Annotated in this window: 25 protein-coding genes and 1 pseudogene; 10 read left to right on the forward strand and 16 right to left on the reverse strand. The window is 67.8% G+C overall.

The annotated features are described in order from the left end of the window. The first annotated feature begins 5 nt into the window (after nucleotides 1-5). On the forward strand, nucleotides 6-1169 hold the full coding sequence (locus tag ACGFSA_RS00380) for a winged helix DNA-binding domain-containing protein (protein ID WP_393297484.1): 1164 nt from the start codon (nucleotides 6-8) through the stop codon (nucleotides 1167-1169). Nucleotides 1170-1222: 53 nt separating this feature from the next. Here ACGFSA_RS00380 and ACGFSA_RS00385 read toward each other — a convergent pair whose 3' ends face one another. Further along, complete coding sequence (locus ACGFSA_RS00385) at nucleotides 1223-2605, reverse strand: serine hydrolase domain-containing protein (RefSeq protein WP_393297487.1); 1383 nt, start codon at nucleotides 2603-2605, stop codon at nucleotides 1223-1225. A 63-nt stretch (nucleotides 2606-2668) separates the two neighbouring features. Further along, complete coding sequence (locus ACGFSA_RS00390) at nucleotides 2669-3253, reverse strand: dihydrofolate reductase family protein (RefSeq protein ID WP_393297490.1); 585 nt, start codon at nucleotides 3251-3253, stop codon at nucleotides 2669-2671. 122 nt (nucleotides 3254-3375) lie between these two features. On the opposite strand from ACGFSA_RS00390, the gene ACGFSA_RS00395 reads away from it, so the two are divergent. After that, a complete protein-coding gene (locus ACGFSA_RS00395) occupies nucleotides 3376-3981 on the forward strand; it encodes a TetR/AcrR family transcriptional regulator (RefSeq protein WP_393297493.1) in 606 nt (201 codons plus the stop codon). A 78-nt stretch (nucleotides 3982-4059) separates the two neighbouring features. Here ACGFSA_RS00395 and ACGFSA_RS00400 read toward each other — a convergent pair whose 3' ends face one another. From ACGFSA_RS00400 to ACGFSA_RS00410, 3 genes are all read right to left on the reverse strand, one after another. Then, nucleotides 4060-4941: a GNAT family N-acetyltransferase gene (locus tag ACGFSA_RS00400; RefSeq protein ID WP_393297496.1), complete on the reverse strand. Its 882-nt coding sequence runs from the start codon at nucleotides 4939-4941 to the stop codon at nucleotides 4060-4062. Nucleotides 4942-5516: 575 nt separating this feature from the next. Further along, entirely contained in the window at nucleotides 5517-6113 is a 597-nt protein-coding gene (locus ACGFSA_RS00405) for a dihydrofolate reductase family protein (protein ID WP_393297499.1), read from the reverse strand. 302 nt (nucleotides 6114-6415) lie between these two features. After that, nucleotides 6416-6595 (reverse strand): hypothetical protein, encoded by a 180-nt coding sequence (locus tag ACGFSA_RS00410; protein WP_393297501.1) that lies wholly within the window; start codon nucleotides 6593-6595, stop codon nucleotides 6416-6418. Nucleotides 6596-7066: 471 nt separating this feature from the next. Here ACGFSA_RS00410 and ACGFSA_RS00415 point away from each other — a divergent pair, with 471 nt between their 5' ends. The 3 genes and pseudogenes from ACGFSA_RS00415 to ACGFSA_RS00425 all read left to right on the forward strand — a co-directional run. Further along, nucleotides 7067-7480 (forward strand): hypothetical protein, encoded by a 414-nt coding sequence (locus ACGFSA_RS00415; RefSeq protein WP_393298336.1) that lies wholly within the window; start codon nucleotides 7067-7069, stop codon nucleotides 7478-7480. Nucleotides 7481-7697: 217 nt separating this feature from the next. Continuing rightward, entirely contained in the window at nucleotides 7698-9845 is a 2148-nt protein-coding gene (helR, locus tag ACGFSA_RS00420) for an RNA polymerase recycling motor ATPase HelR (protein ID WP_393297504.1), read from the forward strand. A 6-nt stretch (nucleotides 9846-9851) separates the two neighbouring features. Then, nucleotides 9852-10078, forward strand: a pseudogene (locus ACGFSA_RS00425) (glycosyltransferase); the annotation flags it as partial. Between the two features lie 147 nt (nucleotides 10079-10225). Here the strand turns inward: ACGFSA_RS00425 and ACGFSA_RS00430 are convergent. From ACGFSA_RS00430 to ACGFSA_RS00455, 6 genes are all read right to left on the reverse strand, one after another. After that, the gene (locus ACGFSA_RS00430; protein WP_393297507.1) at nucleotides 10226-10816 is read right to left on the reverse strand and encodes an HAAS signaling domain-containing protein; all 591 of its coding nucleotides are present in this window, start codon (nucleotides 10814-10816) and stop codon (nucleotides 10226-10228) included. Then, on the reverse strand, nucleotides 10813-11187 hold the full coding sequence (locus tag ACGFSA_RS00435) for a PadR family transcriptional regulator (protein ID WP_393297510.1): 375 nt from the start codon (nucleotides 11185-11187) through the stop codon (nucleotides 10813-10815). Before ACGFSA_RS00435 ends, ACGFSA_RS00430 begins: the two co-directional genes overlap by 4 nt. A gap of 52 nt (nucleotides 11188-11239) precedes the next feature. Further along, nucleotides 11240-12442, reverse strand: a complete 1203-nt coding sequence (locus ACGFSA_RS00440) for a hypothetical protein (protein WP_393297513.1) — start codon at nucleotides 12440-12442, stop codon at nucleotides 11240-11242. Between the two features lie 64 nt (nucleotides 12443-12506). Continuing rightward, on the reverse strand, nucleotides 12507-12674 hold the full coding sequence (locus ACGFSA_RS00445) for a hypothetical protein (RefSeq protein ID WP_393297516.1): 168 nt from the start codon (nucleotides 12672-12674) through the stop codon (nucleotides 12507-12509). Beyond that, a complete protein-coding gene (locus tag ACGFSA_RS00450) occupies nucleotides 12671-12916 on the reverse strand; it encodes a hypothetical protein (RefSeq protein WP_393298412.1) in 246 nt (81 codons plus the stop codon). The genes ACGFSA_RS00445 and ACGFSA_RS00450 overlap by 4 nt, the downstream gene beginning before the upstream one ends. Continuing rightward, a complete protein-coding gene (locus ACGFSA_RS00455; RefSeq protein ID WP_393297519.1) occupies nucleotides 12832-13398 on the reverse strand; it encodes a TnsA-like heteromeric transposase endonuclease subunit in 567 nt (188 codons plus the stop codon). The genes ACGFSA_RS00450 and ACGFSA_RS00455 overlap by 85 nt, the downstream gene beginning before the upstream one ends. 455 nt (nucleotides 13399-13853) lie before the next feature. Here ACGFSA_RS00455 and ACGFSA_RS00460 point away from each other — a divergent pair, with 455 nt between their 5' ends. Beyond that, nucleotides 13854-14417: a dihydrofolate reductase family protein gene (locus tag ACGFSA_RS00460; RefSeq protein WP_393297522.1), complete on the forward strand. Its 564-nt coding sequence runs from the start codon at nucleotides 13854-13856 to the stop codon at nucleotides 14415-14417. 235 nt (nucleotides 14418-14652) lie between these two features. Here ACGFSA_RS00460 and dnaB read toward each other — a convergent pair whose 3' ends face one another. Continuing rightward, the gene (gene dnaB / locus ACGFSA_RS00465) at nucleotides 14653-16113 is read right to left on the reverse strand and encodes a replicative DNA helicase (RefSeq protein ID WP_327249482.1); all 1461 of its coding nucleotides are present in this window, start codon (nucleotides 16111-16113) and stop codon (nucleotides 14653-14655) included. Between the two features lie 478 nt (nucleotides 16114-16591). Between dnaB and ACGFSA_RS00470 the strand changes: the two genes are divergently transcribed. Further along, nucleotides 16592-17929, forward strand: coding sequence for an MATE family efflux transporter (locus tag ACGFSA_RS00470; RefSeq protein ID WP_393297525.1), 1338 nt, complete (start codon nucleotides 16592-16594; stop codon nucleotides 17927-17929). Between the two features lie 90 nt (nucleotides 17930-18019). On the opposite strand, the gene rplI is transcribed toward ACGFSA_RS00470, so the two are convergent. The 4 genes from rplI to rpsF form a co-directional block, all read right to left on the reverse strand. Beyond that, the gene (gene rplI / locus ACGFSA_RS00475) at nucleotides 18020-18466 is read right to left on the reverse strand and encodes a 50S ribosomal protein L9 (RefSeq protein WP_037702131.1); all 447 of its coding nucleotides are present in this window, start codon (nucleotides 18464-18466) and stop codon (nucleotides 18020-18022) included. An 18-nt stretch (nucleotides 18467-18484) separates the two neighbouring features. Next, entirely contained in the window at nucleotides 18485-18721 is a 237-nt protein-coding gene (gene rpsR, locus ACGFSA_RS00480; RefSeq protein ID WP_003967857.1) for a 30S ribosomal protein S18, read from the reverse strand. Nucleotides 18722-18764: 43 nt separating this feature from the next. Next, nucleotides 18765-19370, reverse strand: a complete 606-nt coding sequence (locus ACGFSA_RS00485; RefSeq protein ID WP_393297529.1) for a single-stranded DNA-binding protein — start codon at nucleotides 19368-19370, stop codon at nucleotides 18765-18767. A gap of 74 nt (nucleotides 19371-19444) precedes the next feature. Continuing rightward, nucleotides 19445-19735, reverse strand: a complete 291-nt coding sequence (gene rpsF / locus ACGFSA_RS00490) for a 30S ribosomal protein S6 (RefSeq protein ID WP_015609864.1) — start codon at nucleotides 19733-19735, stop codon at nucleotides 19445-19447. Between the two features lie 278 nt (nucleotides 19736-20013). Between rpsF and ACGFSA_RS00495 the strand changes: the two genes are divergently transcribed. The 3 genes from ACGFSA_RS00495 to ACGFSA_RS00505 all read left to right on the forward strand — a co-directional run bounded on the left by ACGFSA_RS00495 (nucleotide 20014) and on the right by ACGFSA_RS00505 (nucleotide 22822). Next, complete coding sequence (locus ACGFSA_RS00495) at nucleotides 20014-20322, forward strand: hypothetical protein (protein WP_393297531.1); 309 nt, start codon at nucleotides 20014-20016, stop codon at nucleotides 20320-20322. Nucleotides 20323-20538: 216 nt separating this feature from the next. Further along, nucleotides 20539-21657, forward strand: coding sequence for a lipid II:glycine glycyltransferase FemX (locus tag ACGFSA_RS00500; protein ID WP_393297534.1), 1119 nt, complete (start codon nucleotides 20539-20541; stop codon nucleotides 21655-21657). Nucleotides 21658-21790: 133 nt separating this feature from the next. Next, nucleotides 21791-22822: an alanine racemase gene (locus tag ACGFSA_RS00505; protein ID WP_037702122.1), complete on the forward strand. Its 1032-nt coding sequence runs from the start codon at nucleotides 21791-21793 to the stop codon at nucleotides 22820-22822. Nucleotides 22823-22888 lie beyond the last annotated feature (66 nt).

Below are 22888 nucleotides of genomic sequence, written 5' to 3' on the forward strand. Positions count from 1 at the left end.
GCTCGATGCACGCCATAAGCGACACCCAGCGCCGGATCAGACTCGGCCGACGTCACCTCCTGGCGCCCTCGGTGCGGGCCGCATCCGCGGTGTCCGTGGCTGACGCGGTCGTTGCGCTGCACGCCACCGACGCGGCCACTGTCTTTCTTTCCACGTGCGCCCGGCTCGCCGAGGCCGGCGTGGACACGGTGGAGCGGGCTCTCTACGAGGACGTCTCGCTGGTCCGGCTGCTCTCCATGCGCAACACCCTCTTCACGGTGTCGAGCGGGCTCGCCCCGTATGTCGATGCGTCGAACGCCCGAGCCGTGGCCACCAAGGAGCGCCGGACCTTCCTCAAGCACCTGCAGGACGACGGGAACGGACTGGACGAGAGCTGGCTCATCGAGACGGAAAAGGCGACCCTGGCCGCCCTCACAGCACGCGGCTCCGCCACCGGCAGCGAGCTGTCCGCCGCCGTACCGGCGCTGCGTACGAAGATCACGGTCTTCCCCGGCAAGAAGCAGGAGACGGTTCAGGGAGTCGCCACCCGTGTTCTGCGGGTACTGGCAGCCGAAGGCCTGATCCGCCGGGACCGGCCGCGCGGCTCCTGGACCTCCAGCCAGTTCCGCTGGACGGCAGGCGAGCCATGGCCCGCCCGGGAGCCCGCAGTGGCACAGGCGGAACTGGCCCTGCGCTATCTCCGCTCGTACGGCCCCGCGACCGAGGCCGATCTGAAGTGGTGGACGGGCTGGGGCCTCGGCCAGGTACGCAGTGCGCTGGCAGCCACCGGAGCCGAGGAGGTGCGGCTCGACAGCGGCGCGACGGGCTGGGTCTCCCCGGAGGACACGGAGCCCGAACCGTCCCTGGAGCCGTGGGCGGCACTGCTTCCCGCCCTCGACCCGAGCGCGATGGGCTGGGCCGATCGCGGTTTCCATCTTCCGGCCGAGCACCGGGCGGCACTCTTCGACCGGGCCGGCAACATCGGCCCGACGGTGTGGTGGAACGGCGAGATCGTGGGTGGCTGGGCACAGCGCGCCGGTGGCGAGCCGGTCTGGCGACTGCTGTCCGACATCGGCCGGGATGCCACCACCGCGATCGAGGTGGAGGCGTCCCGGCTGTCGGTGTGGGTGGGGGAAACACGGATCACTCCACGCTTCCGCACGCCGCTGGAAAGGGAGTTGACGGCATGAGCGGGCTCCGGCGTCGCGTTTCACGTGAAACGTGACGCCGGACGCCGTGATGCTCAGGCGCCGAGGCCCCGCCAGCCCTCCGCATCGACCCCACCGGGAACGGCCGACGCGGGATCATACGGCTCACGTGTGAAGACGAACGACCCCAGGTCGAGGTGGCTCACGCTTTCGTCGACGTCCCGGACGACACGGAGCGTCTCCCCCGCGTAATAACCGTCGAGGCCGGTCCAGGTGCCGTCCGGCTGCGCGACGAATCGGGCACCGCGGCCGTCACCACGCAGCGGCCCCAGTTCCAGCCCCCGGTCTGCAGTCAGGCGCAGGACATTCGGGCGTGTGCCCCAGTACCAGAGTCCGGTCAGCGCGAGGAGTTCCGGGTCGGCCTCGGGCAGCGGGCGCCACGGCTCAGGGATGCACGGCTCGGCCTCGGCGACGATCTTCACGAGGTCCGCGGCGATCGTAGCGGCGAGCGGCCCAGAAGTGGCATTGGTGAGCACCACGGCGGCCACATCGTCCTCGATGCTGAACCAGAGCGTGGCCAGGAACCCCGGCAGCGAGCCGGTGTGCCCGAGCAGGGTGCGGCCGCTTTGTTGGACGACCTGCAGGCCGAGACCGTAAGCGCCCTCCCCGGGACCGTATGGAGACGGCGCCGACGGAGCACGCATCTCCTCCACCGAGGCGGCGCCGAGCACACGGTCATCCCCCTCGACGAGGAAGGCGGCGAACCGGAGGAGGTCGGCGGTGGTCGACCAGAGCTGCCCGGCCGGTGCCATGAGACCGAGGTCCTCCGCCGGTTCGGGAAGCATGACATCGGCCCACGGGTGGACGGCCCAGCCACCCGCGTGCGGCGCCTGCGGCTGGGTGCTCGTACGACGCATGCTCAACGGTTCCAGGATCTCGCGCTGCAGCACCTCCGCCCACGATGCGCCGCGCACCGCCTCGATCAGCGCTCCGAGCACTGAGTAGCCGGGGTTCGAGTAATGATGACGACGGCCGGGAGGGTGCATCCGCGTCTGCTCGCCGAGGACATCGGCGAGCTCGGGACGCAGAGTTCCCGGCGTCCGCTCCCACCAGGGCGCGGGCGACTCGGCGCTCAGCCCCGCACTGTGGCCCAGCAGTTGGAGGACGGTGACCCCGCCGACGCCTGTCCCTGGCAGGTGCTTTTCCAGCGGGTCGTCGAGATCGAGCAGTCCCTCGTCACGCAGCCGCAGGACCAGCACGGCCGTAAAGGTCTTGGTCAGGGAACCGATCCTGAACTGCGTATCGGAGTCGGGGGCGTGACCGTCTACACAACTACGCGATCCGTTCCAGACGATCCGGCCCTGGCGCTGCACCGCAGCGACGAGCGAGGGCGTACGGCCTTCGACCTGTGCGGAGGCGATGCGGTGCAGCAGCGCCCGCTGCGTACCGGGAAGCAACTCTTCTGAGGAATAGGTCATGGTCAACAAGTACCGGCACATCGAGTCGGCGGCGACCCGATTTCGAAGCCGCGGGCCTGGGGGTCAGCGCTTGCGGCTGTACGTCCTGACCAGTACTCCGCTGTCGAAGGCGACCACCGAATCCAACGTGAACTCCGTGGCCGCAAAATCCGATCCGAACATCGGCATACCCGAGCCGTAGACCAGCGGATACGTCTTGATCACGAGCTCGTCGATCTCGTCGAGCAGTTCCCCCGCGAGCTGTGAGCCACCGCAGAGCCAGATCCCGAGGCCGTTCTCCTCCGCCTTGAGTTCCCGCACCCTGCCGACCACGTCGCCGGAGACGAGTTCGACGTTCGGGTCCGGCGACTCCTTCATGGTCCGGGATGCCACGAGCTCGCGCAGTTGGCCATACGGGCTCGTGATGTTGACGTCCAGGGCCAGTTGGTAGCTGGCCCTTCCCTGGATCACGGTGTCGAACTTCTGATTCCTGACGCCGTGAAATCCCAGCTGCCGGCGGCCTGCGGTCGAAACCGTCTCCGGATACTGGGACTTGAGGTAGCCGAGGAACTCCTCGTCCACGAACCGGTACATGGACGACGCATCGCCGCTCGGGTCACCGATGAAGCCGTCGATGGAGCAGGCAATGAAGTAGGTCAGCTTTCGCACAGGATCCCCGTTCAATGTGGCGTTGGCTCGGAATATGAACCACTTCACTTATAGTGCTTCACATGTAGTGGTTGCGCAAGCCCCCTTTCCGCAGAGGGACCGAAGGAAGAGGAGACACACACATGGTCAGGAACCCGGAGCGCAGAACGGCCCTCGTCGATGCCGCCATCGAGGTGCTGGCGCACGAGGGTGCGCGAGGGCTCACCTTCCGCGCGGTCGACACACGGGCGGGCGTACCGGTCGGGACGGCATCCAACTACTTCGCCAACCGGGACGACCTGTTCATGCAAGCCGGCGCCCGGATCACCGACCGGATGACACCGGACCCGGTCGGAGTCGAGGAGGCGATGCGTCCGGCTCCCTCGCGCGAGCTGGTCACCGAACTGATGCGATGGCTGGTGCAGCGCATGGCCGCCGATCGCACCAGCTACCTCGCCATGCTGGAACTGCGTCTGGAGGCCACCCGGCGCCCCGCCCTCCGTGACCGGCTCAACCGGACCTTCCGCGCCAATCTGGACGAGAGCGCCCGCTTCCACCGGGAAGCGGGGTTGCCGGGCGACGCCGACGCCTTCCTCGTGCTGTATCTCGCCATGACGGGCCTGCTGCTGGAGCACTTCACACTGCCCTACGTGCTCACCGGGAGCGAGACCGTCGACGCTCCCCACACCGATGCCGTCCTGGACCGGCTTGTGGAGACGGTCGTCACCCGCATCATCCCTGCGGAGTGACCCGCTCGAGGAGGGCAACACATGGCCGGGGCAGCCCTGTCCGGGCGACAGAGCAACCCCGGCCCTGCGGCATCGCGTCTACAGATCGAGCTGGTACAGAAGCGATTTATGAGTCGGCAGATATCCGAACGCGTCGTTGATCGCGCGCATGGGCCGGTTGCTGTCGGCCGCGTCTGACAGCAGACCGCCGAGATCCGGGTGGTACTCGACGGCCTGTCGGATCGCCTCGGCCTTCATCCATCGGCCGAGGCCATGTCCGCGGTGCTCGGGCAGGACACCGGTGCCGTAGTGCTGGCCGTCGCCCCTGCCGGCGCCGGGGACGACCAGCTCGGTGAAACCGGCGATCGTGCCGTTCGACACGTCGATGGCGGCGACCGTGTACAGAAGGTCGCCGCGCTTCTCGATGACCTGTGCCACTGCCCGGACCCGGTCCACGTCCCAGCTCACCGTGCCGTAATCGGTGTCGTCCATCGGCATGTCGTCCATGGCCCGCCGCGAAGACGCGAAAGTCTCGGCGAGCTCATCGGGGACGGTTCCGGCCCATGACGCCAGCCGGTAGCCGGGGTGCGGCTTCCGGATGATCTCGGTGAGAGCGGCGATGTCCGCCCGCGCCAACGCGAGCCGGGCGAAGGTCAGGGTCAGGACCTTGCGAAAGCCCCGTGCCGAAAGGAACCGGTCACCGGATGACCCCGCGTCCACCTGAGCGGTGACGCAGCTCCGGCCCTCGGCTCGAGCAGTGGCCACAGCCGCTTCCAGCAGCTGTGAGCCGATGCCGTTCCGCCTCTCGGCCGGATGGACGGCGAGTTCGAGCTCGGCCAGGTGATCCTGACCGGTGGTCGTGAAAAGACGCAGAAAGGCTGATCCGGTCGGAGCTCCGGTGGGACCCGATGCGAGCCACGCCAGGCGGTGGCCGGCCGGGCCGCGGTCGGGTTCGGTCAGCAGGGTGATGCGAATCGACAAGATGTCTCCGTCAGGAGGAAGCGGCTGGTGGCATGGCAGTGCACGGGTTCGGGTGCTGACGGCTCCTGCGCATGTGCTGCACACCTCCTGTCGATGACGTCGCTCCGCGCGCGGGACGACCCAGCAACCGTATCCACCGCCGGGGTCCGCAACAACGGCGTTTATCGGCTGCCGAACCCGCCGTGGCACGTCCGGTCGGCACGGGTTCCGGCCTGCGGCGCGGGCGGACAAAGAACGATTGACCGCGTGGCTGTCGGTCGCACCGACCGAAGCGGGCTCGCTCCCTGGAAAGCGTCCCGCGAGGTCGAGAAGGCTCCCCGCCCCGTCGCGCTCGGGCACCGACCGGCGGCCCTGGAGTGCTTCGACCAGGAGCCGGCCGGGAATTGGCAGGCATGACGCTGCGCACCACCGGGCCGGCCGTGTCATCCGCCCAGGTCCTCGGAGCCGGCAGCGGCGCAACCGGCGGATGACCGCCGCGCCGACGGACGGTTCGAACGAGGCGAACCGACAAGCGCCGGAACCGTACGGCCACCGGGGTCGGCCCGGCGCGCGGCCCCGGCGCCCCGCCGCCCGACCTACCCCTCGGCGACCGGCCGGTAGGTACAGACGTGTACCCCCGTGCCGCTGGTGACCGTGGAGACCAGCTCCAGCGGGCGCAGCGCGCCGTCGCCGGGGAAGATCGTCTTACCGCCGCCGAGGGTCACCGGCATGATCATCAGCCGGAGCTCGTCCACCAGGCCCTCGCGCAGGAGGGTGCGCGCAAGCGTGGGGCTCCCCATGACCAACAGGTCGCCGCCGTCGGCCTCGTGCAGCTCACGGATGCGGGCAACGGCCTTGTCGCCGGGGATACGCGTGGTGTTGTCCCACGTCAGCTCGGCGTCGCCGAGCGTGTCGGACACGACGTACTTCGGGATGGCGTTCATCCGGTCGGCGAACGGGTCACCGGCTCGCTCGGGCCACGCTGCGGCCATCGACTGCCACGTGCGGCGCCCGAACAACAGCGCCTCGGCCTTGGTCAGCGCGTCGTCGAAAGCACCGCCCACCACCTCCGGATCGAAGAAGGGGTGCGACCAGCCGCCATGGGCAAAACCACCGTCGGTGTCCTCGTCGGGTCCGCCCGGCGCCTGCACGACGCCGTCCAAGCTCATGAACTCACTGATCACGATGCGCACGGGACTCGCTCCTCTTCCTCTTCCGGGTCAACTGCAGGAGAGACTCCGGCGCCGCTCCAAAATCATCGCTCCCAGCGGGTCCCGCATTCGCCGCGGGGAGAAGGCGGATGTGCCGGCGAGTCTCGCGGCGACGTCACACGTGTCACCGTGATGCCCACGAGGCTGCGACTGTGCCGTGAAGTTGGGGACCCTTGGGACTGCAGGTCCCTCACCTGCATCAGCGTCAGATTATGTGACCTGTGGTTTCACGTGCCGTTCCAGCGCCGTGTCGGTGCCGTAACCCCATGACATTTGTCGTTTTCTTACGTGGTGTCGTCGCCGGCGTGCTCGGTGTCGTGCATGCGTTTGGCGGGCTCCGCCCAGCGCTCGTGCGGCGCGGCAACGAACTCCCTGAGAAGGGCGGCGCTCTCGACGATGTTCGAGTCGGCCTCGCTGAAGAGGGTGAAGAACTTCTCGTTCCGCGGCCGCATCCGTAGGCCCATGGGGAGATCCTCCTGGGCCGACGGTACCGCCGTACGCGGCGCACCGCCGATTCGCGAGGAGGTTGTCCGTCCACAGCGGACGATAAAAGGGAAAGGGGAGTACCCACTCCTTTCCACTCTCAACGTATAGCGCACCGGGGGGCTTGCGGCAAGACCCGGGTCGTGCCGCAGAATCGCCGACCTAAGACCGACCGGCAGATGGGGGGTGGGAGAAGGAGCGGGGCTGGGTGCGTGCAGCTGCAAGGCGGAGGAGGGAGGCAACGCGAAGGGGGTCCCCCCATGCCGTTAGGGCTATGGGGGAGTTGTCGACTGACGACAACGCCGCAGATGTGCGCACCCAGCCCCGCGACGCCGCCTCCCATGTGCCGGTCGGTCTAAGCCAGAACTTGAGGAAATGGGAGTCACGAAGTGCGGGTGCTGTTGTCGACGTATGGGTCGCGCGGGGACGTCGAACCGACGGTGGGACTCGCGGTGCGGTTGCGGGCACTCGGCGCGGAGGTGCGGGTGTGCGCACCTCCGGACGAGGAGTTCGCGGAGCTGCCGGCCGCGGCCGGCGTGCCGCTGGTGCCGGTCGGCCAGTCGGCGCGCGCGCTGATGACTGCGGCCTCGCCGCCTTCACCCCTGCCTTGGCGCGCGGCCGAGTTGATCGCCAGCCAGTTCGCCGCGGTCACCGCGGCGGCCGAGGGACGCGATGCGTTGGTGGCGACCGGCGCGCCGCAGGCCGCGGCCGGCCCGCGACGGTCCGACTCCGACCTTCGTGTCCCTGTCGGCCGTGCTCCAGACGGCCCTGACCCCCGAGACCCGCGCACGAGCGACCGGCGTGGCCGGCACGATCCGCACCGACGGGACAACGGTGGCCGCGAAGCTGCTGCTCGACGCGGCTAGCCGAGAAACGCCACCCATGTCCGCGTGAACAACACCTGATCATCGAGCCAGGACCCAGAGCACGAGAACCTGCACACCCTGGCGACCTGAACCGGCAACGGCCACGGGGTCCACGTCAGGCGGAGCGTTGCTCGTCATGGCCACCAGGTTCGTCACGCCGGTCCAGACACCTTGCCGCGCGCAGTGGTTGCAAGCGGCCTCAGATCGGAGCTGATGAGTGAACCCCCTGACCACCAGCGCGTTCGACCTTCCCGACCAGCTCTCCCCCAAGGCCGACCCGACGCTGATCACCGGCGATGAGCAGCACTTCGCAGCCATTGCGGAGTGCCTCGAGCAGTCGATCGCCAAGCTGACCGACCGCCTCGACGCCGAGCGCAAGGCACCCGGCGGCATCGGCCGGCAGGCGATGGACCGGGACACGGAGGTTCACCGGCTGACCGCTCGCCTGCGCGCACTGCGCCGCTTCGGTTTGGACCTGTGCCTCGGACACATGGTCAGTGCAGACGACCCCGAGCCCGTGTACGTCGGACGACTCGGCCTTACGGACAGCGCAGGTCGTCGGCTGCTGCTCGACTGGCGCTCCCCCGTGGTCGAGCCGTTCTTCGGAGCCACCCATGCCAACCCGATGGGTCTGGCAAGCCGCCGCAGGTATCGCTGGACCCGCGGCCGGATCAGCGACTACTGGGACGAGGTGTTCACCTCGGACGGGTTTGCCGGGCACGCCGCGCTCGACGACCAGTCCGCCTTCATCGCCAGCCTGGGCAGCAACCGGTCGACACGGATGCGAGACGTGCTCGGCACCATCCAGGCCGACCAGGACGCCATCATCCGCGCGGGATCCCGCGGCGCTCTCGTCGTCGACGGCGGTCCGGGTACGGGGAAGACCGTCGTCGCTCTGCACCGCTCCGCCTACCTCCTCTACTCCGACCCTCGCCTCGGTCACCGCCGGGGCGGCGTGCTGTTCGTCGGTCCGCACCAGCCCTACCTGGGCTACGTCGCCGACGTCCTCCCCAGCCTCGGAGAGGAGGGCGTGCAGACCTGCACCCTGCGGGATCTCGTTGCCGAGGGAGCCGCAGCAGCGATCGAGGCCGACCCGAACGTGGCCCTCCTGAAGTCATCCGCGAACCTGGTGAAGGCGATCGAGACGGCCGTCGGGTTCTACGAGGAGCCGCCCACCAAGGGGATGACGATCACAACCCACTGGTCCGACATCCGGCTGGGCGCCGACGACTGGGCCGTGGCGTTCGAAGCGGCAGAACCCGGTACTCCGCACAACGAGGCGCGCGACCAGATCTGGGAGGAGCTGCTCACGATCCTGGTGGACAAGCACGACGGCGACGTCTCGGCTGACCTGCTCCGCAAGTCGCTGCTGCAGAACAGGGAGCTGCTCACGACCTTCAACCGCGCGTGGCCGCTGCTCGAAGCGGCCGACCTCGTCGGAGACCTGTGGTCGGTACCCGCCTACCTGCGGAAGTGCGCTCCCTGGCTCAGCCCCGATGACGTCTCGCAGCTGCAGCGCGGGGACGCCCAGGCCTGGACGGTGTCCGACCTGCCGCTCCTGGACGCAGCACGGCAGCGGCTCGGCGACCCGGAGGCGTCGCGGCGTAAGCGTCGGCACAACGCCTCTGTCGCCGCCGAACGCGAGCACATGGCCAAGGTCGTCGACGCCCTGCTTGAGGCCGATGACGACGGTGAAGGTGTGGTGACGATGCTGCGCGGACAGGACATACAGGACACCCTGGTCGATGACACCGCACTGCCCAGCACCGAACCGGACCTGCTCGCCGGCCCGTTCGCGCACATCGTCGTGGACGAGGCTCAGGAACTGACCGACGCAGAGTGGCAGATGTTGCTGCTTCGGTGCCCGTCCCGGAGCTTCACCATCGTCGGGGATCGTGCCCAGGCCAGGCACGGGTTCACGGAATCGTGGCAGGAACGGCTCGGGCGGATCGGGCTCGACCGGATCAACCTGGCCTCCCTGAGCATCAACTACCGGACGCCGGAAGAAATCATGGCGGAAGCCGAGCCGGTCATCCGGGCCGTGCTCCCGGACGCCAACGTGCCGACCTCCATCCGCAGCAGCGACGTCCCCGTCGTACACGGATCTGCGTCGGATCTGAGCTCGATCCTCGACACCTGGCTCGCCGCACATGCAGACGGGATCGCCTGCGTCATCGGCGATCCCACATTCCGGACGACATCCCGTGTCCGGTCGCTGACCCCGGAGCTGTCGAAGGGGCTCGAGTTCGACCTGGTCGTCCTCATCGACCCAGAAGCGTTCGGAAAGGGCATCGAAGGAGCGGTCGACCGCTATGTCGCGATGACCCGAGCGACCCAGCAACTCGTCATCCTCACGAGCTCCTGACGTCGGCCGGACGAAAGCCCGCTCCCGGCCGAGTTGGTGCGTTCCTGAACGCCGGCACAGCACCGGTGTACGTGGGCTTCGGCAGCATGCCCATGCGCGACTCGGAGGACGTCGCCCGGGTGGCGGTCGAGGCGATCCGCGCGCAGGGCCGTCGCGCACGCGTCGGGCGCGGCTGGGCCGACCTGGCCCAGATCCACGACCGAAACAACTGCTTCATCGTCGGCGAAGTCAACTCAGCTTGGCTCTGTCGGGGATCTTGGAGTCGTCGAAACGGATTCTCACCCTCATGACCCGCCGCATCAGCCGCTGACCGGCCACCCTCCGTCACCGCACCAGTTGCCCAACGGCTCTCGACAAACCCGCAGACCGGAAACAACTTCTCAGGCGCGGCGGACCCGCCAGAGCCATGCTGCCGTGCAGGCCAGCAGGACGAGCGTTACCAGGTTGGCCAGGAGGGCCGGGGTGCCGCCCGGGGCGCCTGACAGGTTCCAGGTGGTGATGACGGCGCTCGGCAGGATGGCGGTAAGCAGTACGCCGGTGGTCTTCTGGACGGCGGTCCAGTGCACCGAGGTGCAGAGAAGTACCGCGCCGGTGACGCGGAACAGGACGCCGAACAGCGGCCCGGGGAGGTCGGGGAAGATCATCATGAAGGGCAGCGAGAGGGTGAGCATCAGGAGCGGGACCAGGGGGTGCACCTTGCCGCGCCGGGTGGGTGCACCGGCACCGCTCCGGGCCGAGGCCCCGGCGGCCCCGTTCCCCGCCTCGGCCAGCGCCGTTGCAGCGATCGTGCGGGGGTCCCCCAGCTCCGCGAGGATCTCACCGATGGCGGCGTCGGGGCGCTCGGCGCGCGTCACCTCGATGTGTTCGGCGAGGTCGGCGAGGAGTTCCTGGCGACGGTCGGCGGGGAGTGCGGAGCCCTCGCGCTCAACGGCGGAGAGGTAGTCGCGTACGGGGTCGGCAGAGGTGTTCATGCGAGGTCTCCGGTGGAGGGGGGCGGGGTGGTCAGGAAGGCGTCGACGGCGTTGCGGAAGCCGGGCCAGACGCGGGTGAACTCGTCGAGCGCGGCCCGGCCGCTGTCGGTGAGCGCGTAGTAGCGACGGGGTGGTCCGGAGGTGGATTCCTGCCAGGTGGTGGTGACCAGGTCGTCGCGGCGGAGCCGGGAGAGCAGCGGGTAGACCGTGCCCTGGCTGGTGGCCAGGGCGCCGGAGTCCTCCAGGGCATGGAGGAGTTCCACGCCGTAGCGGGGGCGGTCCCGCATCAGGGCGAGTACGCAGTACTCCAGGACGCCCTTGCGCAGCTGGGCGGCTGCCCGGGCCTGCTTGGCCGAATCACCTGGTTCCATGCGATGCAAGATACCTGGTGAGGCAAGCGGATGGGAAGGGGGGCGGATCCCCTTAACCCATCAGTCTGGTGGTGCTGGTGCTTACGACCTTCCGGGTCGTTGCCAGGCCGTAATCAGGCGAGTGACTCGACAAACCCGCAGATCGGAAACAACTTCTGACGAGTTCGCCACCTTCTATGAGGCCGTGGACGCCCGCCAGAGCGGCAACGCAGTGCTTCAAGACCCGCTCGGGAAGCGTTGGGACGTGCGAGATGAGGTCGAAGCGTCGCGCAGGCTGCCACAGCTGAGTTCCAAGTTTCCGATCACGATGCAGCCCTGAGCTGACAGGAGGGTCACCCGCCTGCCGGCTTCCCTCGGCTCTCTGAAGCTGGGTCATGGATGGTGTCCTGTTCTGGAAAGACTCGGGAAGGAACAGCACGCGGGCGACCGACGGCAGCGAACTGACGGCGTCGGCTTGCGTCTCGGGGAGTTCCAGGGCGGCCTGTTCGCGGGAGAGCCGCAGGGCCATCCGCCGTTCGACCAGGGAAGTGCCCAGGCCGAGGTTCCACCGCTTCAGCAGCAGGGCGATGGCGAGCCGGTCGTCGGGATAGGTGTACTCCTTCGCCGCCAGGCGCCGGGCGAACTGGAGCGGTTCCTCACTCAGCGGCATGTCCAGGCTGCGCGCGTGCTCCCACTCAAGGGTGTGCCAGACGCCTTCGTGATCGCGGAAATGAATCCGGGTGGCGTCGTCGGGGTCTCGGAAGGGCGGCAGCCGGCGTCTGTCCAGGTCGATGTCGGAGCCGCCCATGTCCCGGAGCCCGTCGAGGCAGTCACCGTTGTAGCAGCGGCCGTTGATCTCGACGCCGTAGGGCTGGACGGTGCGCATCGTGACGTCGAGGAACTCGAAGGCGAGATGCGGGTCGCGGGGCACCTCGATGTAGCCCTTCAGCACCTCCACCGCGGTCTCGACCCATCGCGGATCGGCGTTGCTCAGCCCGCCATCCGCCTGCGCAGTCCTAGGCACCAGCCCGGCCTCGCCCAGTTCGCGGAAGGCCCGTGCCCACCGGCGCATCGACCGCGCGGACGCCCCCAGTTCCGCGGCCTTGGCCTCATACCGAGCCTTCAGAGGTATGCCAGGGGCGTACTGAGAGCGCGGCTCATCCGGGCGTGGACGGTCCTCGCTGCCGGAGCGGTAGCCCGTCAGCATCTCCCGGACATGCTCGGCCCGCTCCAGGACCTCCTTCTTCTCCTCCGTGGTCAGCCGGTTCAGCACCACGGCGGCGACGTCCTCGTCATCGGCGGAAGACGGGCCCGATCCATCGTGGATCAGCTCTGCACGATCAGAGGTCAGGAGTTCGCGCAGCGACATCCCGGGCCAGCCGGTCGCGCCCGTCCTTGAGGATGACCTCCATGCCCGTGGCCAGGCTGGCGAACTCCGCGACCTCGACTGTCTCGCCGTCCAAGCAGAAATGCGTCCCGACCCCCAGCTTCGTCCCCGCCCCGCTCATGCAGCCCTCCGCAGCACGTGCCCCGCACTCAGCGGCCGGTCCAGAGCGGTCGTCACATGCCCGGACCACAACAGGTGCGGCACCGCCGACTTCACCAGCGGCCGGGGGCACTCGGGCAGCAGTCGGAAAGCATCGCCCAGCGACATCCCGTCCAGATTCACGGCCCGCAAGGTGCCGACCAGATCAGCGTCGAACAGCCAGTCGCGGCGGTAGCCGGCGAGGAACCGGATGTTCTCCAGCACATGGGGATCCGGCTCACTCCACACCTCGTACCGCCACCCCCGCGATGTGACCGCCTCCCGCGTCCAGTCGAAGGCGAAGGCGACTCCGGCTTCTCAAGCCGGTGCCGCGGCTTGACGTCCACGACCAGAGGACCGTCATCCGTCAGCAGCAGATAGTCCGGGGTGTGCTTGCGGACCTCGCCATCCAGGTCGGCCTTGAGCAGGAACGGCTGGGCGACGATGTGCCGCACCTCCGGGGCTAAGTCGGCGAACAGCAGCCGCCCCAGCTCCAACCGCGACTCGTAGATCACATGTTCGCCAACAGTGGCCGCCCAGTACGTACCCGAGTAATGCTGCTGCCCCTTGAACCAGCGGAACGTCCGCCACGGCCGGGCTTCCCGCAGCAGCCCGAGCGGCACCGAAGGCCAGTCCAGGTCCTCCACCACGGCCTCGTCACCACGCCGGACACTCAGTCGTACCGGCGTGGCCACCGCTGTACCCATCGGACCACCAACCCTGCGTTTCCCGAGGCGGCCCGTCAGCCGCCAAACGCTCGGGTCCTGCCCCGGCAAGGCGTGGAGACGACCACTGGGGAGGTCCTGTGCACGAAGACGGGCACTACTCGTTCACGCAGCATGATTTCCATCCCCGTGCCCTATTGGCCACGGGGTGGCCAACGCTGGTGGAAAGTGGCCACGTGACCTGGAAACCTACACATCATGTAGGGTCTCGCCGCCGATGACATGTCGATCTTCTGTGACCTGCTGGTTCTCTGTTGTCTCACCGCGATGTCACCCAAGATCAGTCTCAGATCGATGCCATTTCCTCGGCGGAACGATGAGTCTGCGGCTGAGCCACCGAGCACGAGGACTACATGCGAGCTCAGATCGCGCACCGATGAGTTTCCCGCGCCGCGCCGGTCTGTACGCGTGAGACCGACTCACGGAAGGCTGACGCCATGCGGAAACTGATCTACGGCATGAACCTGACCCTGGACGGATACATCGCCGCGCCCGGCAACGACATCGGCTGGAGCGTGCCGAGCGACGAGCTGTTCCAGTTTTGGTCCGACCAGTTGCAGGCGACCGACCTGTCGCTGTACGGGTGCAAGCTGTGGCAGACGATGAGCTCCTACTGGCCGACCGGCGACCAGCGGCCCAACGCCACCCCGGCGGAGATCGAGTTCGCGCGCCGCTGGCGGGACATGTCGAAGGTGGTGTTCTCCTCGACGATCGACAAGGTCGACTGGAACACCCGCCTGGTCACCGGCGACGCGGTCGCCGAGATCACCCGGCTCAAGGCCGAGGACGGCGGCCCGATGGACATCGGCGGCGCGACGCTCGCTGGGGCGGCCATGCGGGCCGGGCTGATTGACGAGTACGTGCTGGCCACCGCGCCGGTCCTGGTGGGCGGCGGCACGCCGTTCTTCACCGCGCTGGACAGCTGGGTGAACCTGAACCTGGTGGAGACGCGGACGCTTCCCTGCGGCGTGATCCTGACCAGGTACGAGACGAGGCGCTGAGCGCCCGTCACGCGACTCGACCGCCTGCCGGGTCCACGCGAACGTGAACGCCACCACTGGGGTGGACAGCCAAGGGTGTCAGCCAGGCACTGACGGGCGGAGCGGGCCGGAACCCCGCCACCCGAAAGGGTGAGAACCCCGACCAGCGAGTCTCACGAAGACGGCATAAGTGCCGCCGATGTGCCATCGGAGATGAGACTGTGCCGCGAAATCTGACACCCTACACATCAGTCTTCTAGGTCTGCGCCATGTCCACGAAGCGTGAGTAGTGGCCCTGGAATGCCACAGTGATCGTCGCCGTCGGGCCGTTACGGTGCTTGGCCACCATCAGGTCCGCCTCGCCCGCCCGCGGGGACTCCTTCTCGTACGCATCCTCGCGGTGCAGCAGGATCACCATGTCGGCGTCCTGCTCGATGGAGCCGGATTCACGAAGGTCGGAGACCATCGGCTTCTTGTCCGTACGCTGCTCCGGACCACGGTTCAGCTGGGACAGCGCGATGACCGGGAGCTCCAGCTCCTTGGCCAGCAACTTGAGGTTTCGGGACATGTCCGAGACCTCCTGCTGACGGCTCTCGGCACGTTTCGAGCCACCGGACTGCATCAGCTGCAGATAGTCGATGATCACCAGCTTGATGTCGTTCCGCTGTTTCAGCCGACGGCACTTCGCCCGGATCTCCATCATCGACAGGTTCGGCGAATCGTCGATGTAGAGCGGCGCGGCCGAGACGTCTGGCATCCGGCGGGCCAGCCGCGTCCAGTCCTCGTCGGTCATCGTGCCGGAACGCATGTGGTGCAGTGCCACCCGCGCCTCGGCGGACAACAGCCGCATCGCAATTTCGTTGCGGCCCATTTCGAGGGAGAAGATCACGCTCGGGAGGTTGTTCTTGATCGACGCAGCCCGCGCGAAGTCCAGGGCCAGCGTGGACTTACCCATGGCCGGACGCGCCGCAATGACGATCATCTGTCCCGGGTGCAGGCCGTTGGTCAGGGCGTCGAAGTCGGTGAAGCCGGTCGGTACGCCGGTCATCTCGCCGGAGCGCGAACCGATCGCCTCGATCTCGTCGAGCGCGCCCTCCATGATGTCGCCCAGCGGCAGATAGTCCTCGCTGGTGCGCTGCTCCGTGACGGCGTAGATCTCGGCCTGCGCCGAGTTGACGATCTCGTCGACGTCACCGTCGGCCGCATATCCCATCTGCGTGATCTTCGTGCCCGCCTCGACAAGCCGTCGCAGGACCGCCCGCTCGTGGACGATCTCCGCGTAGTACGAGGCGTTGGCCGCAGTCGGCACGGACTGGACGAGGGTGTGCAGATAGGGGGCGCCGCCCACCTTGGTGATCGCGCCGCGCTTGACCAGCTCGGCCGCGACCGTGATCGGGTCGGCGGGCTCGCCCTTGGCATAGAGGTCGAGGATCGCCTGGAAGACGGTCTCGTGGGCGGGGCGGTAGAAGTCGTGCCCCTTGATGATCTCCACGACGTCGGCAATAGCGTCCTTGGAGAGGAGCATGCCGCCGAGGACCGACTGCTCGGCGTCGAGGTCCTGAGGGGGCACGCGCTCGAATCCGGGCGAGCCGCCGTCCCAGCCGCCGCTCTCCCTGCCGCGGTCGTGCTGCTCGCCGCGGTCCCGGCCTTCGCCACGACGCTGGCGGGTAACGGGCAGACGGTCACTGGGACCGGTGTCGGCCCAGGGGTCGTCCAAAGGCTCGGGAATGCTCACCGTGCCACCTCCTCCCGTCCGCTCCGCGGACCTTCGCCGTGCCACTCTTTCTTACGGCACAGCACCGACAAACAAGACGCTCGACTCCGGTTCCGGCACGTCGAGTTCTGCGGGATTCCAGGGCTGAAACGGGGTGTGGGCGCCGGTCCACGGTAGGCCTCGCTGCACCGTCAGCCAATCTGGTTATCCACAGGGCATGTGGACGACGGACCAGATGCTGTGGAGAACTCCGCAGAACCTGTGCACGGAGCAGGGGACAGCACTGTGGACAAACTCATAACGCCGCCCCGACCACAGCCCTGACCTGGGATTTCTCCATCCACGGCCTGTGGGGGAGAAAAACTTTCCGAGCCGGCACAAGATCACGGCAAACCGCACACAGGAGAACACTCGGCGCCAGTAAATGTAAGGACTGCTCTGCCATTGCATCCGTTACCTGTGGAAGATTAGATTGACCCTCATGCCCCAGGCCACCGCGACCTCACATTCCAGCCGCCGACGGCACGATCGCGAGATCGTCGCACTCGCCGTCCCCGCCTTCGGCGCGCTCGTCGCCGAGCCGCTCTTCGTCATGGTCGACAGCGCCATCGTCGGCCGTCTCGGCACACCGCAACTAGCCGGCCTGGGCGTCGCCGCGGCTCTGCTGACCACCGCCGTGAGCATTTTCGTCTTCCTCGCCTACGCCACTACGGCAGCGGTCGCTCGACGCGTAGGTGCGGGCGATCTCGCCTCCGCTATACGGCAGGGCATGGACGGCATCTGGCTGGCGCTGCTCCTCGGTATCGCCGTCATCGCCGTGGCCCTGCCCTCTGCCCCCTGGTTCGTCGATATCTTCGGCGCCTCCGACACCGCCGCGCCGTACGCCACCACCTATCTACGGATCTCCAGCCTCGGCATCCCCGCCATGCTCATAGTCATGGCCGCTACCGGCGTGCTCCGCGGCCTGCAGGACACCAGGACCCCGCTGTATGTCGCCATCGGCGGCTTCGCGGCCAACGGAGCCCTCAACGCGGGGCTTGTCTACGGCGCAGGTCTCGGTATCGCCGGATCGGCCTGGGGTACCGTGATCGCCCAGGTCGGCATGGCCTCGGCCTATCTGATCGTGGTAGTGAGGGGAGCACGCCGACACGGCGCATCGTTGCGCCCTGACGCGGCAGGGATCAAGGCCAGTGCCCAGGCAGGCGTCCCCCTGCTGGTTCGTACGCTGTCGCTCCGCGCCGTCCTGATGATCGCCACCGCCGTCGCCGCACGTCTGGGCGACACCGATATCGCCGCCCACCAGATCATCCTCTCCCTGTGGAACCTGATGGCCTTCGCTCTCGACGCCATTGCGATCGCCGGGCAAGCCATCATCGGCCGCTACCTGGGAGCCAATGACACCGAGGGCGGACGCGAGGCATGCCGCCGCATGGTGCAGTGGGGCATTGCCTCAGGTGTGGTGCTCGGGGCACTGATCGTGCTCGCGCGTCCCTTGTTCATCCCCTTGTTCACCGGCGACCAGGACGTGCAGAGCACCCTGCTCCCCGCCTTGCTGGTGGTGGCCGTGTGCCAGCCGATCGCCGGTGTGGTCTTCGTGCTGGACGGCGTACTGATGGGCGCCGGAGACGGTCGGTACCTCGCCTGGGCCATGCTGATCACCCTGGCCGTCTTCGCCCCGGTCGCCCTGCTCGTGCCCACCTACGGCGGGGGCCTGACTGCTCTGTGGTGGGCGATGGCACTGATGATGACGGTCCGCATGGTGACGCTCTGGCTGCGCACGCGCTCGGGCAAGTGGATCGTCACCGGAGCCACCCGCTGAGCAGCGGCCGTCGACCCTGTTTCACGTGAAACGACGAAGGGCCGCACCCAGTGGGGTGCGGCCCTTCAGTTGCTCTGGTGAGCTGTGCCCTTAGGCAGCAACGACCTCGATGCCGAGCTTCGCCGCAACCTCGGGGTGCAGACGCACGGACACCTGGTGCCCGCCGAGCGTTTTGATCGGCGAGCCGAGCTCGACGCGACGCTTGTCGACGTCCGGGCCACCGGCAGCCTTGATCGCCGAAGCGATGTCGGCCGGGGTGACGGAGCCGAAGAGACGGCCGGCGTCGCCGGAGCGAACAGCCAGACGAACCTTCACGGCCTCAAGCTTGGCCTTGACCTCGTTGGCCTGCTCGATCGTCGCGATCTCGTGGATCTTGCGGGCGCGGCGGATCTGCGCCACGTCCTTCTCGCCACCCTTGGTCCAACGGATGGCAAAGCCACGCGGAACCAGGTAGTTACGGGCGTACCCGTCCTTGACGTCGACGACGTCGCCGGCAGCGCCGAGGCCGGAGACCTCGTGGGTGAGGATGATCTTCATTATTCGGTCACCCTTCCCTTATCGCGCGGTGGACGTGTAGGGCAGCAGCGCCATCTCACGGCTGTTCTTGACTGCCGTGGCGACGTCACGCTGGTGCTGCGTGCAGTTGCCGGTTACGCGGCGGGCACGGATCTTGCCGCGGTCGGAAATGAACTTCCGCAGCATGTTCGTGTCCTTGTAGTCCACGTACTGGGTCTTGTCCTTGCAGAAAGCGCAGACCTTCTTCTTAGGCTTGCGCACAGGCGGCTTCGCCATGGTGTTTCTCCTGTGTGATCAAGAAGTGGGGGTACGAGCTGCCCTAGAAGGGAGGCTCGTCCGAGTAGCCGCCGCCGGAGCCGCCGGAGCTTCCGCCCCAACCGCCTCCGCCGCCCTGCTGACCCCCGCCCTGCTGGCCGCCGGCCGGCGCGCCGGTGGCCCACGGGTCGTCAGCGGGAGCACCGCCGCCGCCCTGCTGGCCGCCGCCACCGGGACCGCCGCCCCAGTTGCCGCCGCCCTGCTGGCCACCGCCGTAACCACCCTGGCCGCCCTGGCCACCGCGACCGGTGGTCTTGGTGACCTTGGCCGTGGCGCTCTTGAGACTGGGGCCGACTTCCTCGACATCCAGCTCATAGACCGTGCGCTTCACGCCTTCGCGGTCTTCGTACGACCGCTGCTTCAGCCGGCCCTGCACGACAACGCGCATGCCTCGCTGGAGCGACTCGGCGACGTTCTCCGCCGCCTGCCGCCAGACCGAGCAGGTGAGGAACAGGCCTTCGCCGTCCTTCCACTCATTGGTCTGCCGGTCGAAGATGCGGGGAGTGGACGCGACACGGAACTTCGCGACCGCCGCACCGGACGGGGTGAAGCGCAGCTCGGGGTCGTCGACGAGATTGCCGACGACCGTGATGACGGTCTCGCCTGCCATGGGTGAACCTCTCGGCGGGGATTGCTTCTGGCTGCTTGCTGCTACTCGAACCCGATGACCGCTGAGCTAGATGCTCAGTGGATCTCGGGACGGAGGACCTTGGTCCGGAGGACCGACTCGTTCAGGTTCATCTGGCGGTCGAGCTCCTTGACGACCGCAGGCTCGGCCTGCAGGTCGATGACCGAGTAGATGCCCTCGGGCTTCTTCTTGATCTCGTAAGCGAGACGACGACGGCCCCAGGTGTCGACCTTCTCAACCTTTCCGTTGCCCTCACGGACGACGGAGAGGAAGTTCTCGATCAGCGGGGAGACAGCGCGCTCCTCGAGATCGGGGTCGAGGATGACCATCACCTCGTAGTGACGCATGTGGAACCCACCTCCTTTGGACTCAGCGGCCACGGTCGTTCCGTGGCAGGAGGGTCGTGATGCGTAAGCAACAGTGTCTCCGAGTAAAACAGCCGCCACTGACAACGCCCCCTTCCGAGGAGGGCTGCCGTGTTGGCCTGGGTAGACACCGGTGCAGACCGTACAGAGTACCCGCACACCGGCTTCCGGTTGAAATCCGGTGCTCAGGAGACGCAATCTGTACACATCGGGTGTGAGCGGCGCCACGATGCGCCGCCTTTTCGGCCAGGAGGTACTCCATGGCACAGACAGTGCGAACCCGCCCCCGCGTTTCCCTTCTCGCCACGGACGGCAGGCCCCATCCGCTCCAGGACACTCTGGTGGCGGTGACCGTGGCCCTCGGTCTTATCGCCTTTGTGACGGCGATGTTCCACAGCCTGCATCTGATCAGCTCGTGGGCCGGGCTCATCGGGATCCTCACAGGTGCATACGGGCAGTACGTCTCGGTGACCACCCGCGAGAGGTTCCCGCTGATCCTTGGTATAGGCGCGTCCGCCGTCGGGTTCTACCTGGGAATGGCCCACGGCGGTCTCTTCGGCGGCCTGTAGCCGCGCCTGTCCCGGACGCCTCCGGACGCCGGTCCCGGCACGTCCACCCGCACCCCTCAGGGGGTCGCCCAGGCCCCCCGAGGGCGGACAGCCGGGACCCACCTGGCCGACAAGGTCCGACAGGGCCAGACGACGCGCTCCCCGGTCGCAGTAGGCTTCGGCGCGAGAGCCGGAGCCCCTGACCGATGGGGACACACCTGCCGAGGAGCGCCCCGCATGAGCCTGACCCTGAGGACCATCAGCCGAGAGCAGCATCTGGCGTACATCCAGAGTCTGCCGTCGGCCAGTCACTGCCAGGTCCCGGCGTGGGCGGATGTGAAGACCGAATGGCGCTCGGAGAACCTGGGCTGGTTCGACAAGAGCGGCGAGATCGTGGGCGCCGCCCTGGTGCTGTACCGCCAACTCCCGAAGATCAAGCGGTATCTCGCATACCTCCCCGAGGGCCCGGTCATCAACTGGTACGCGCCGAACCTCGACGACTGGCTGCAGCCGATGCTCGCGCATCTCAAGCAACAGGGCGCCTTCTCGGTGAAGATGGGCCCGCCGGTCGTCATCCGTCGCTGGGACGCAGCCGCCATCAAGTCCGGTATCCAGGACCCCGACGTGAAGCGCCTGCGCGACGTCGAGGCCACGCACATCGAGCCGCGTGCTTTCGAAGTCTCGGACCGGCTGCGGAAGATGGGCTGGCAGCAGGGCGAGGACGGCGGCGCCGGCTTCGGTGACGTGCAGCCGCGCTACGTCTTCCAGGTGCCGCTGGCGAACCGCTCGCTCGAAGACGTCCTCAAGGGCTTCAACCAGCTGTGGCGGCGCAACATCAAGAAGGCTGAGAAGGCCGGCGTCGAGGTGGTCCAGGGCAGTTACGAGGACCTCGCCGAATGGCAGCGGCTGTACGAGATCACCGCTGTGCGCGACCACTTCAGACCGCGTCCCCTCTCCTACTTCCAGCGCATGTGGACCGTCCTCAACTCCGAGGACCCGAATCGCATGCGGCTGTATTTCGCGCGCCACAACGGGGTGAACCTCTCCGCGGCGACAATGCTCGTCGTCGGTGGGCACGTCTGGTACTCGTACGGCGCGTCCGACAACATCGGACGCGAGGTACGGCCTTCGAACGCCATGCAGTGGCGGATGCTGCGCGATTCCTACGCGATGGGCGCCACCGTCTACGACCTGCGCGGCATCAGCGACTCTCTCGACGAGACCGACCACCTCTTCGGCCTGATCCAGTTCAAGGTCGGCACCGGTGGCGAAGCCGTCGAGTACGTCGGTGAGTGGGACTTCCCGCTCAACAAGCTGCTGCACAAGGCGCTGGACATGTATATGTCGCGCCGCTGACGAAACCGGCATCACCCGTTCCAATGAGCGCTTCAGCAGGCCCGCCGGCAGGCAGGCCGACAGGCTCAGACACTTCGACAAGCTCCACATACCTCTAATACACCGCAGCCACCAGAAAGGTTCCGGACCGGCCATGGCGCTCTCCCTCTACGTCGACACCGCGCGCTGGCGGGCGCACCAGAAATCCGTCCTCGACCAGTTCCCCGGGCTCGTCCCGGTCTGCAAGGGCAACGGATACGGCTTCGGTCACGAGCGACTCGCAGACGAGGCGATCCGCTTCGGCTCCGACACTCTCGCCGTCGGCACCACCTACGAGGCAGCCCGCATAAAGGACTGGTTCAGCGGCGATCTGCTGGTCCTCACCCCATTCCGGCGGGGTGAGGAGCCCGTGCCGCTGCCCGACCGCGTCATCCGATCGGTCTCCTCCGTGGACGGCGTGCACGCGCTGGTGGGCGCCCGGGTCGTCATCGAGTGCATGAGCTCGATGAAGCGTCACGGCGTCAAGGAGGAGGAGCTGGGGCAGCTGCACGCCGCCATCGAGGACGTGCGTCTCGAAGGTTTCGCGCTGCACCTGCCGCTGGACCGCACCGACGGCTCGGACGCGGTCGAGGAGGTCATCGGCTGGATGGACCGCCTTCGCGCCGCCCGGCTGCCGCTGCACACCATGTTCGTCAGCCATCTGCGCGCCGAGGAACAGGCACGGCTGCAGCAGCAGTTCCCGCAGACCCGCTTCCGCGCCCGGATCGGCACACGGCTGTGGCTCGGCGACCACGACGCGACGGAGTACCGGGGTGCCGTCCTCGACGTCACACGCGTCGCCAAGGGGGACCGCTTCGGGTACCGCCAGCAGAAGGCCGCCTCCGACGGCTGGCTGGTGGTCGTCGCCGGCGGCACGTCGCACGGCGTGGGCCTGGAGGCCCCGAAGGCGCTGCACGGCGTGATGCCGCGTGCCAAGGGCGTCGCCCGCGCGGGCCTGGCCACCGTCAACCGGAATCTGTCGCCCTTCGTCTGGGCGGGCAAGCAGCGCTGGTTCGCCGAGCCGCCCCACATGCAGGTGTCGATCCTGTTCGTGCCCGCGGACGCACAGGAACCGAAGGTCGGCGACGAGCTGGTGGCCCATCTGCGCCACACGACCACCCAGTTCGACCGCCTCGTCGACCGCTAGACACCGGGCCGGACGGCACCACGACCGGCTCCCACGACCGATGTGGCCAGGGCCCCGCCAAGGGTT

Origin of the sequence: Streptomyces sp. NPDC048496 (genome assembly GCF_043200055.1) — a bacterium.
In the GTDB taxonomy this organism is placed as follows: domain Bacteria; phylum Actinomycetota; class Actinomycetes; order Streptomycetales; family Streptomycetaceae; genus Streptomyces.

Excerpts from the sequence above, each read along its gene's own strand:
- ACGFSA_RS00505 (WP_037702122.1), top strand. The coding sequence starts at position 21,791 with ATGGCGCTCTCCCTCTACGTCGACACCGCGCGCTGGCGGGCGCACCAG.
- ACGFSA_RS00385 (WP_393297487.1), bottom strand. The coding sequence starts at position 2,605 with ATGACCTATTCCTCAGAAGAGTTGCTTCCCGGTACGCAGCGGGCGCTG.
- ACGFSA_RS00445 (WP_393297516.1), bottom strand. The coding sequence starts at position 12,674 with ATGAGCGGGGCGGGGACGAAGCTGGGGGTCGGGACGCATTTCTGCTTG.
- ACGFSA_RS00500 (WP_393297534.1), top strand. The coding sequence starts at position 20,539 with ATGAGCCTGACCCTGAGGACCATCAGCCGAGAGCAGCATCTGGCGTAC.
- ACGFSA_RS00485 (WP_393297529.1), bottom strand. The coding sequence starts at position 19,370 with ATGGCAGGCGAGACCGTCATCACGGTCGTCGGCAATCTCGTCGACGAC.
- ACGFSA_RS00470 (WP_393297525.1), top strand. The coding sequence starts at position 16,592 with ATGCCCCAGGCCACCGCGACCTCACATTCCAGCCGCCGACGGCACGAT.
- ACGFSA_RS00410 (WP_393297501.1), bottom strand. The coding sequence starts at position 6,595 with ATGGGCCTACGGATGCGGCCGCGGAACGAGAAGTTCTTCACCCTCTTC.
- ACGFSA_RS00495 (WP_393297531.1), top strand. The coding sequence starts at position 20,014 with ATGGCACAGACAGTGCGAACCCGCCCCCGCGTTTCCCTTCTCGCCACG.
- rpsF (WP_015609864.1), bottom strand. The coding sequence starts at position 19,735 with ATGCGTCACTACGAGGTGATGGTCATCCTCGACCCCGATCTCGAGGAG.
- ACGFSA_RS00380 (WP_393297484.1), top strand. The coding sequence starts at position 6 with ATGCACGCCATAAGCGACACCCAGCGCCGGATCAGACTCGGCCGACGT.
- rplI (WP_037702131.1), bottom strand. The coding sequence starts at position 18,466 with ATGAAGATCATCCTCACCCACGAGGTCTCCGGCCTCGGCGCTGCCGGC.
- ACGFSA_RS00460 (WP_393297522.1), top strand. The coding sequence starts at position 13,854 with ATGCGGAAACTGATCTACGGCATGAACCTGACCCTGGACGGATACATC.
- ACGFSA_RS00435 (WP_393297510.1), bottom strand. The coding sequence starts at position 11,187 with ATGGAACCAGGTGATTCGGCCAAGCAGGCCCGGGCAGCCGCCCAGCTG.
- ACGFSA_RS00455 (WP_393297519.1), bottom strand. The coding sequence starts at position 13,398 with ATGGGTACAGCGGTGGCCACGCCGGTACGACTGAGTGTCCGGCGTGGT.
- ACGFSA_RS00395 (WP_393297493.1), top strand. The coding sequence starts at position 3,376 with ATGGTCAGGAACCCGGAGCGCAGAACGGCCCTCGTCGATGCCGCCATC.
- ACGFSA_RS00430 (WP_393297507.1), bottom strand. The coding sequence starts at position 10,816 with ATGAACACCTCTGCCGACCCCGTACGCGACTACCTCTCCGCCGTTGAG.
- rpsR (WP_003967857.1), bottom strand. The coding sequence starts at position 18,721 with ATGGCGAAGCCGCCTGTGCGCAAGCCTAAGAAGAAGGTCTGCGCTTTC.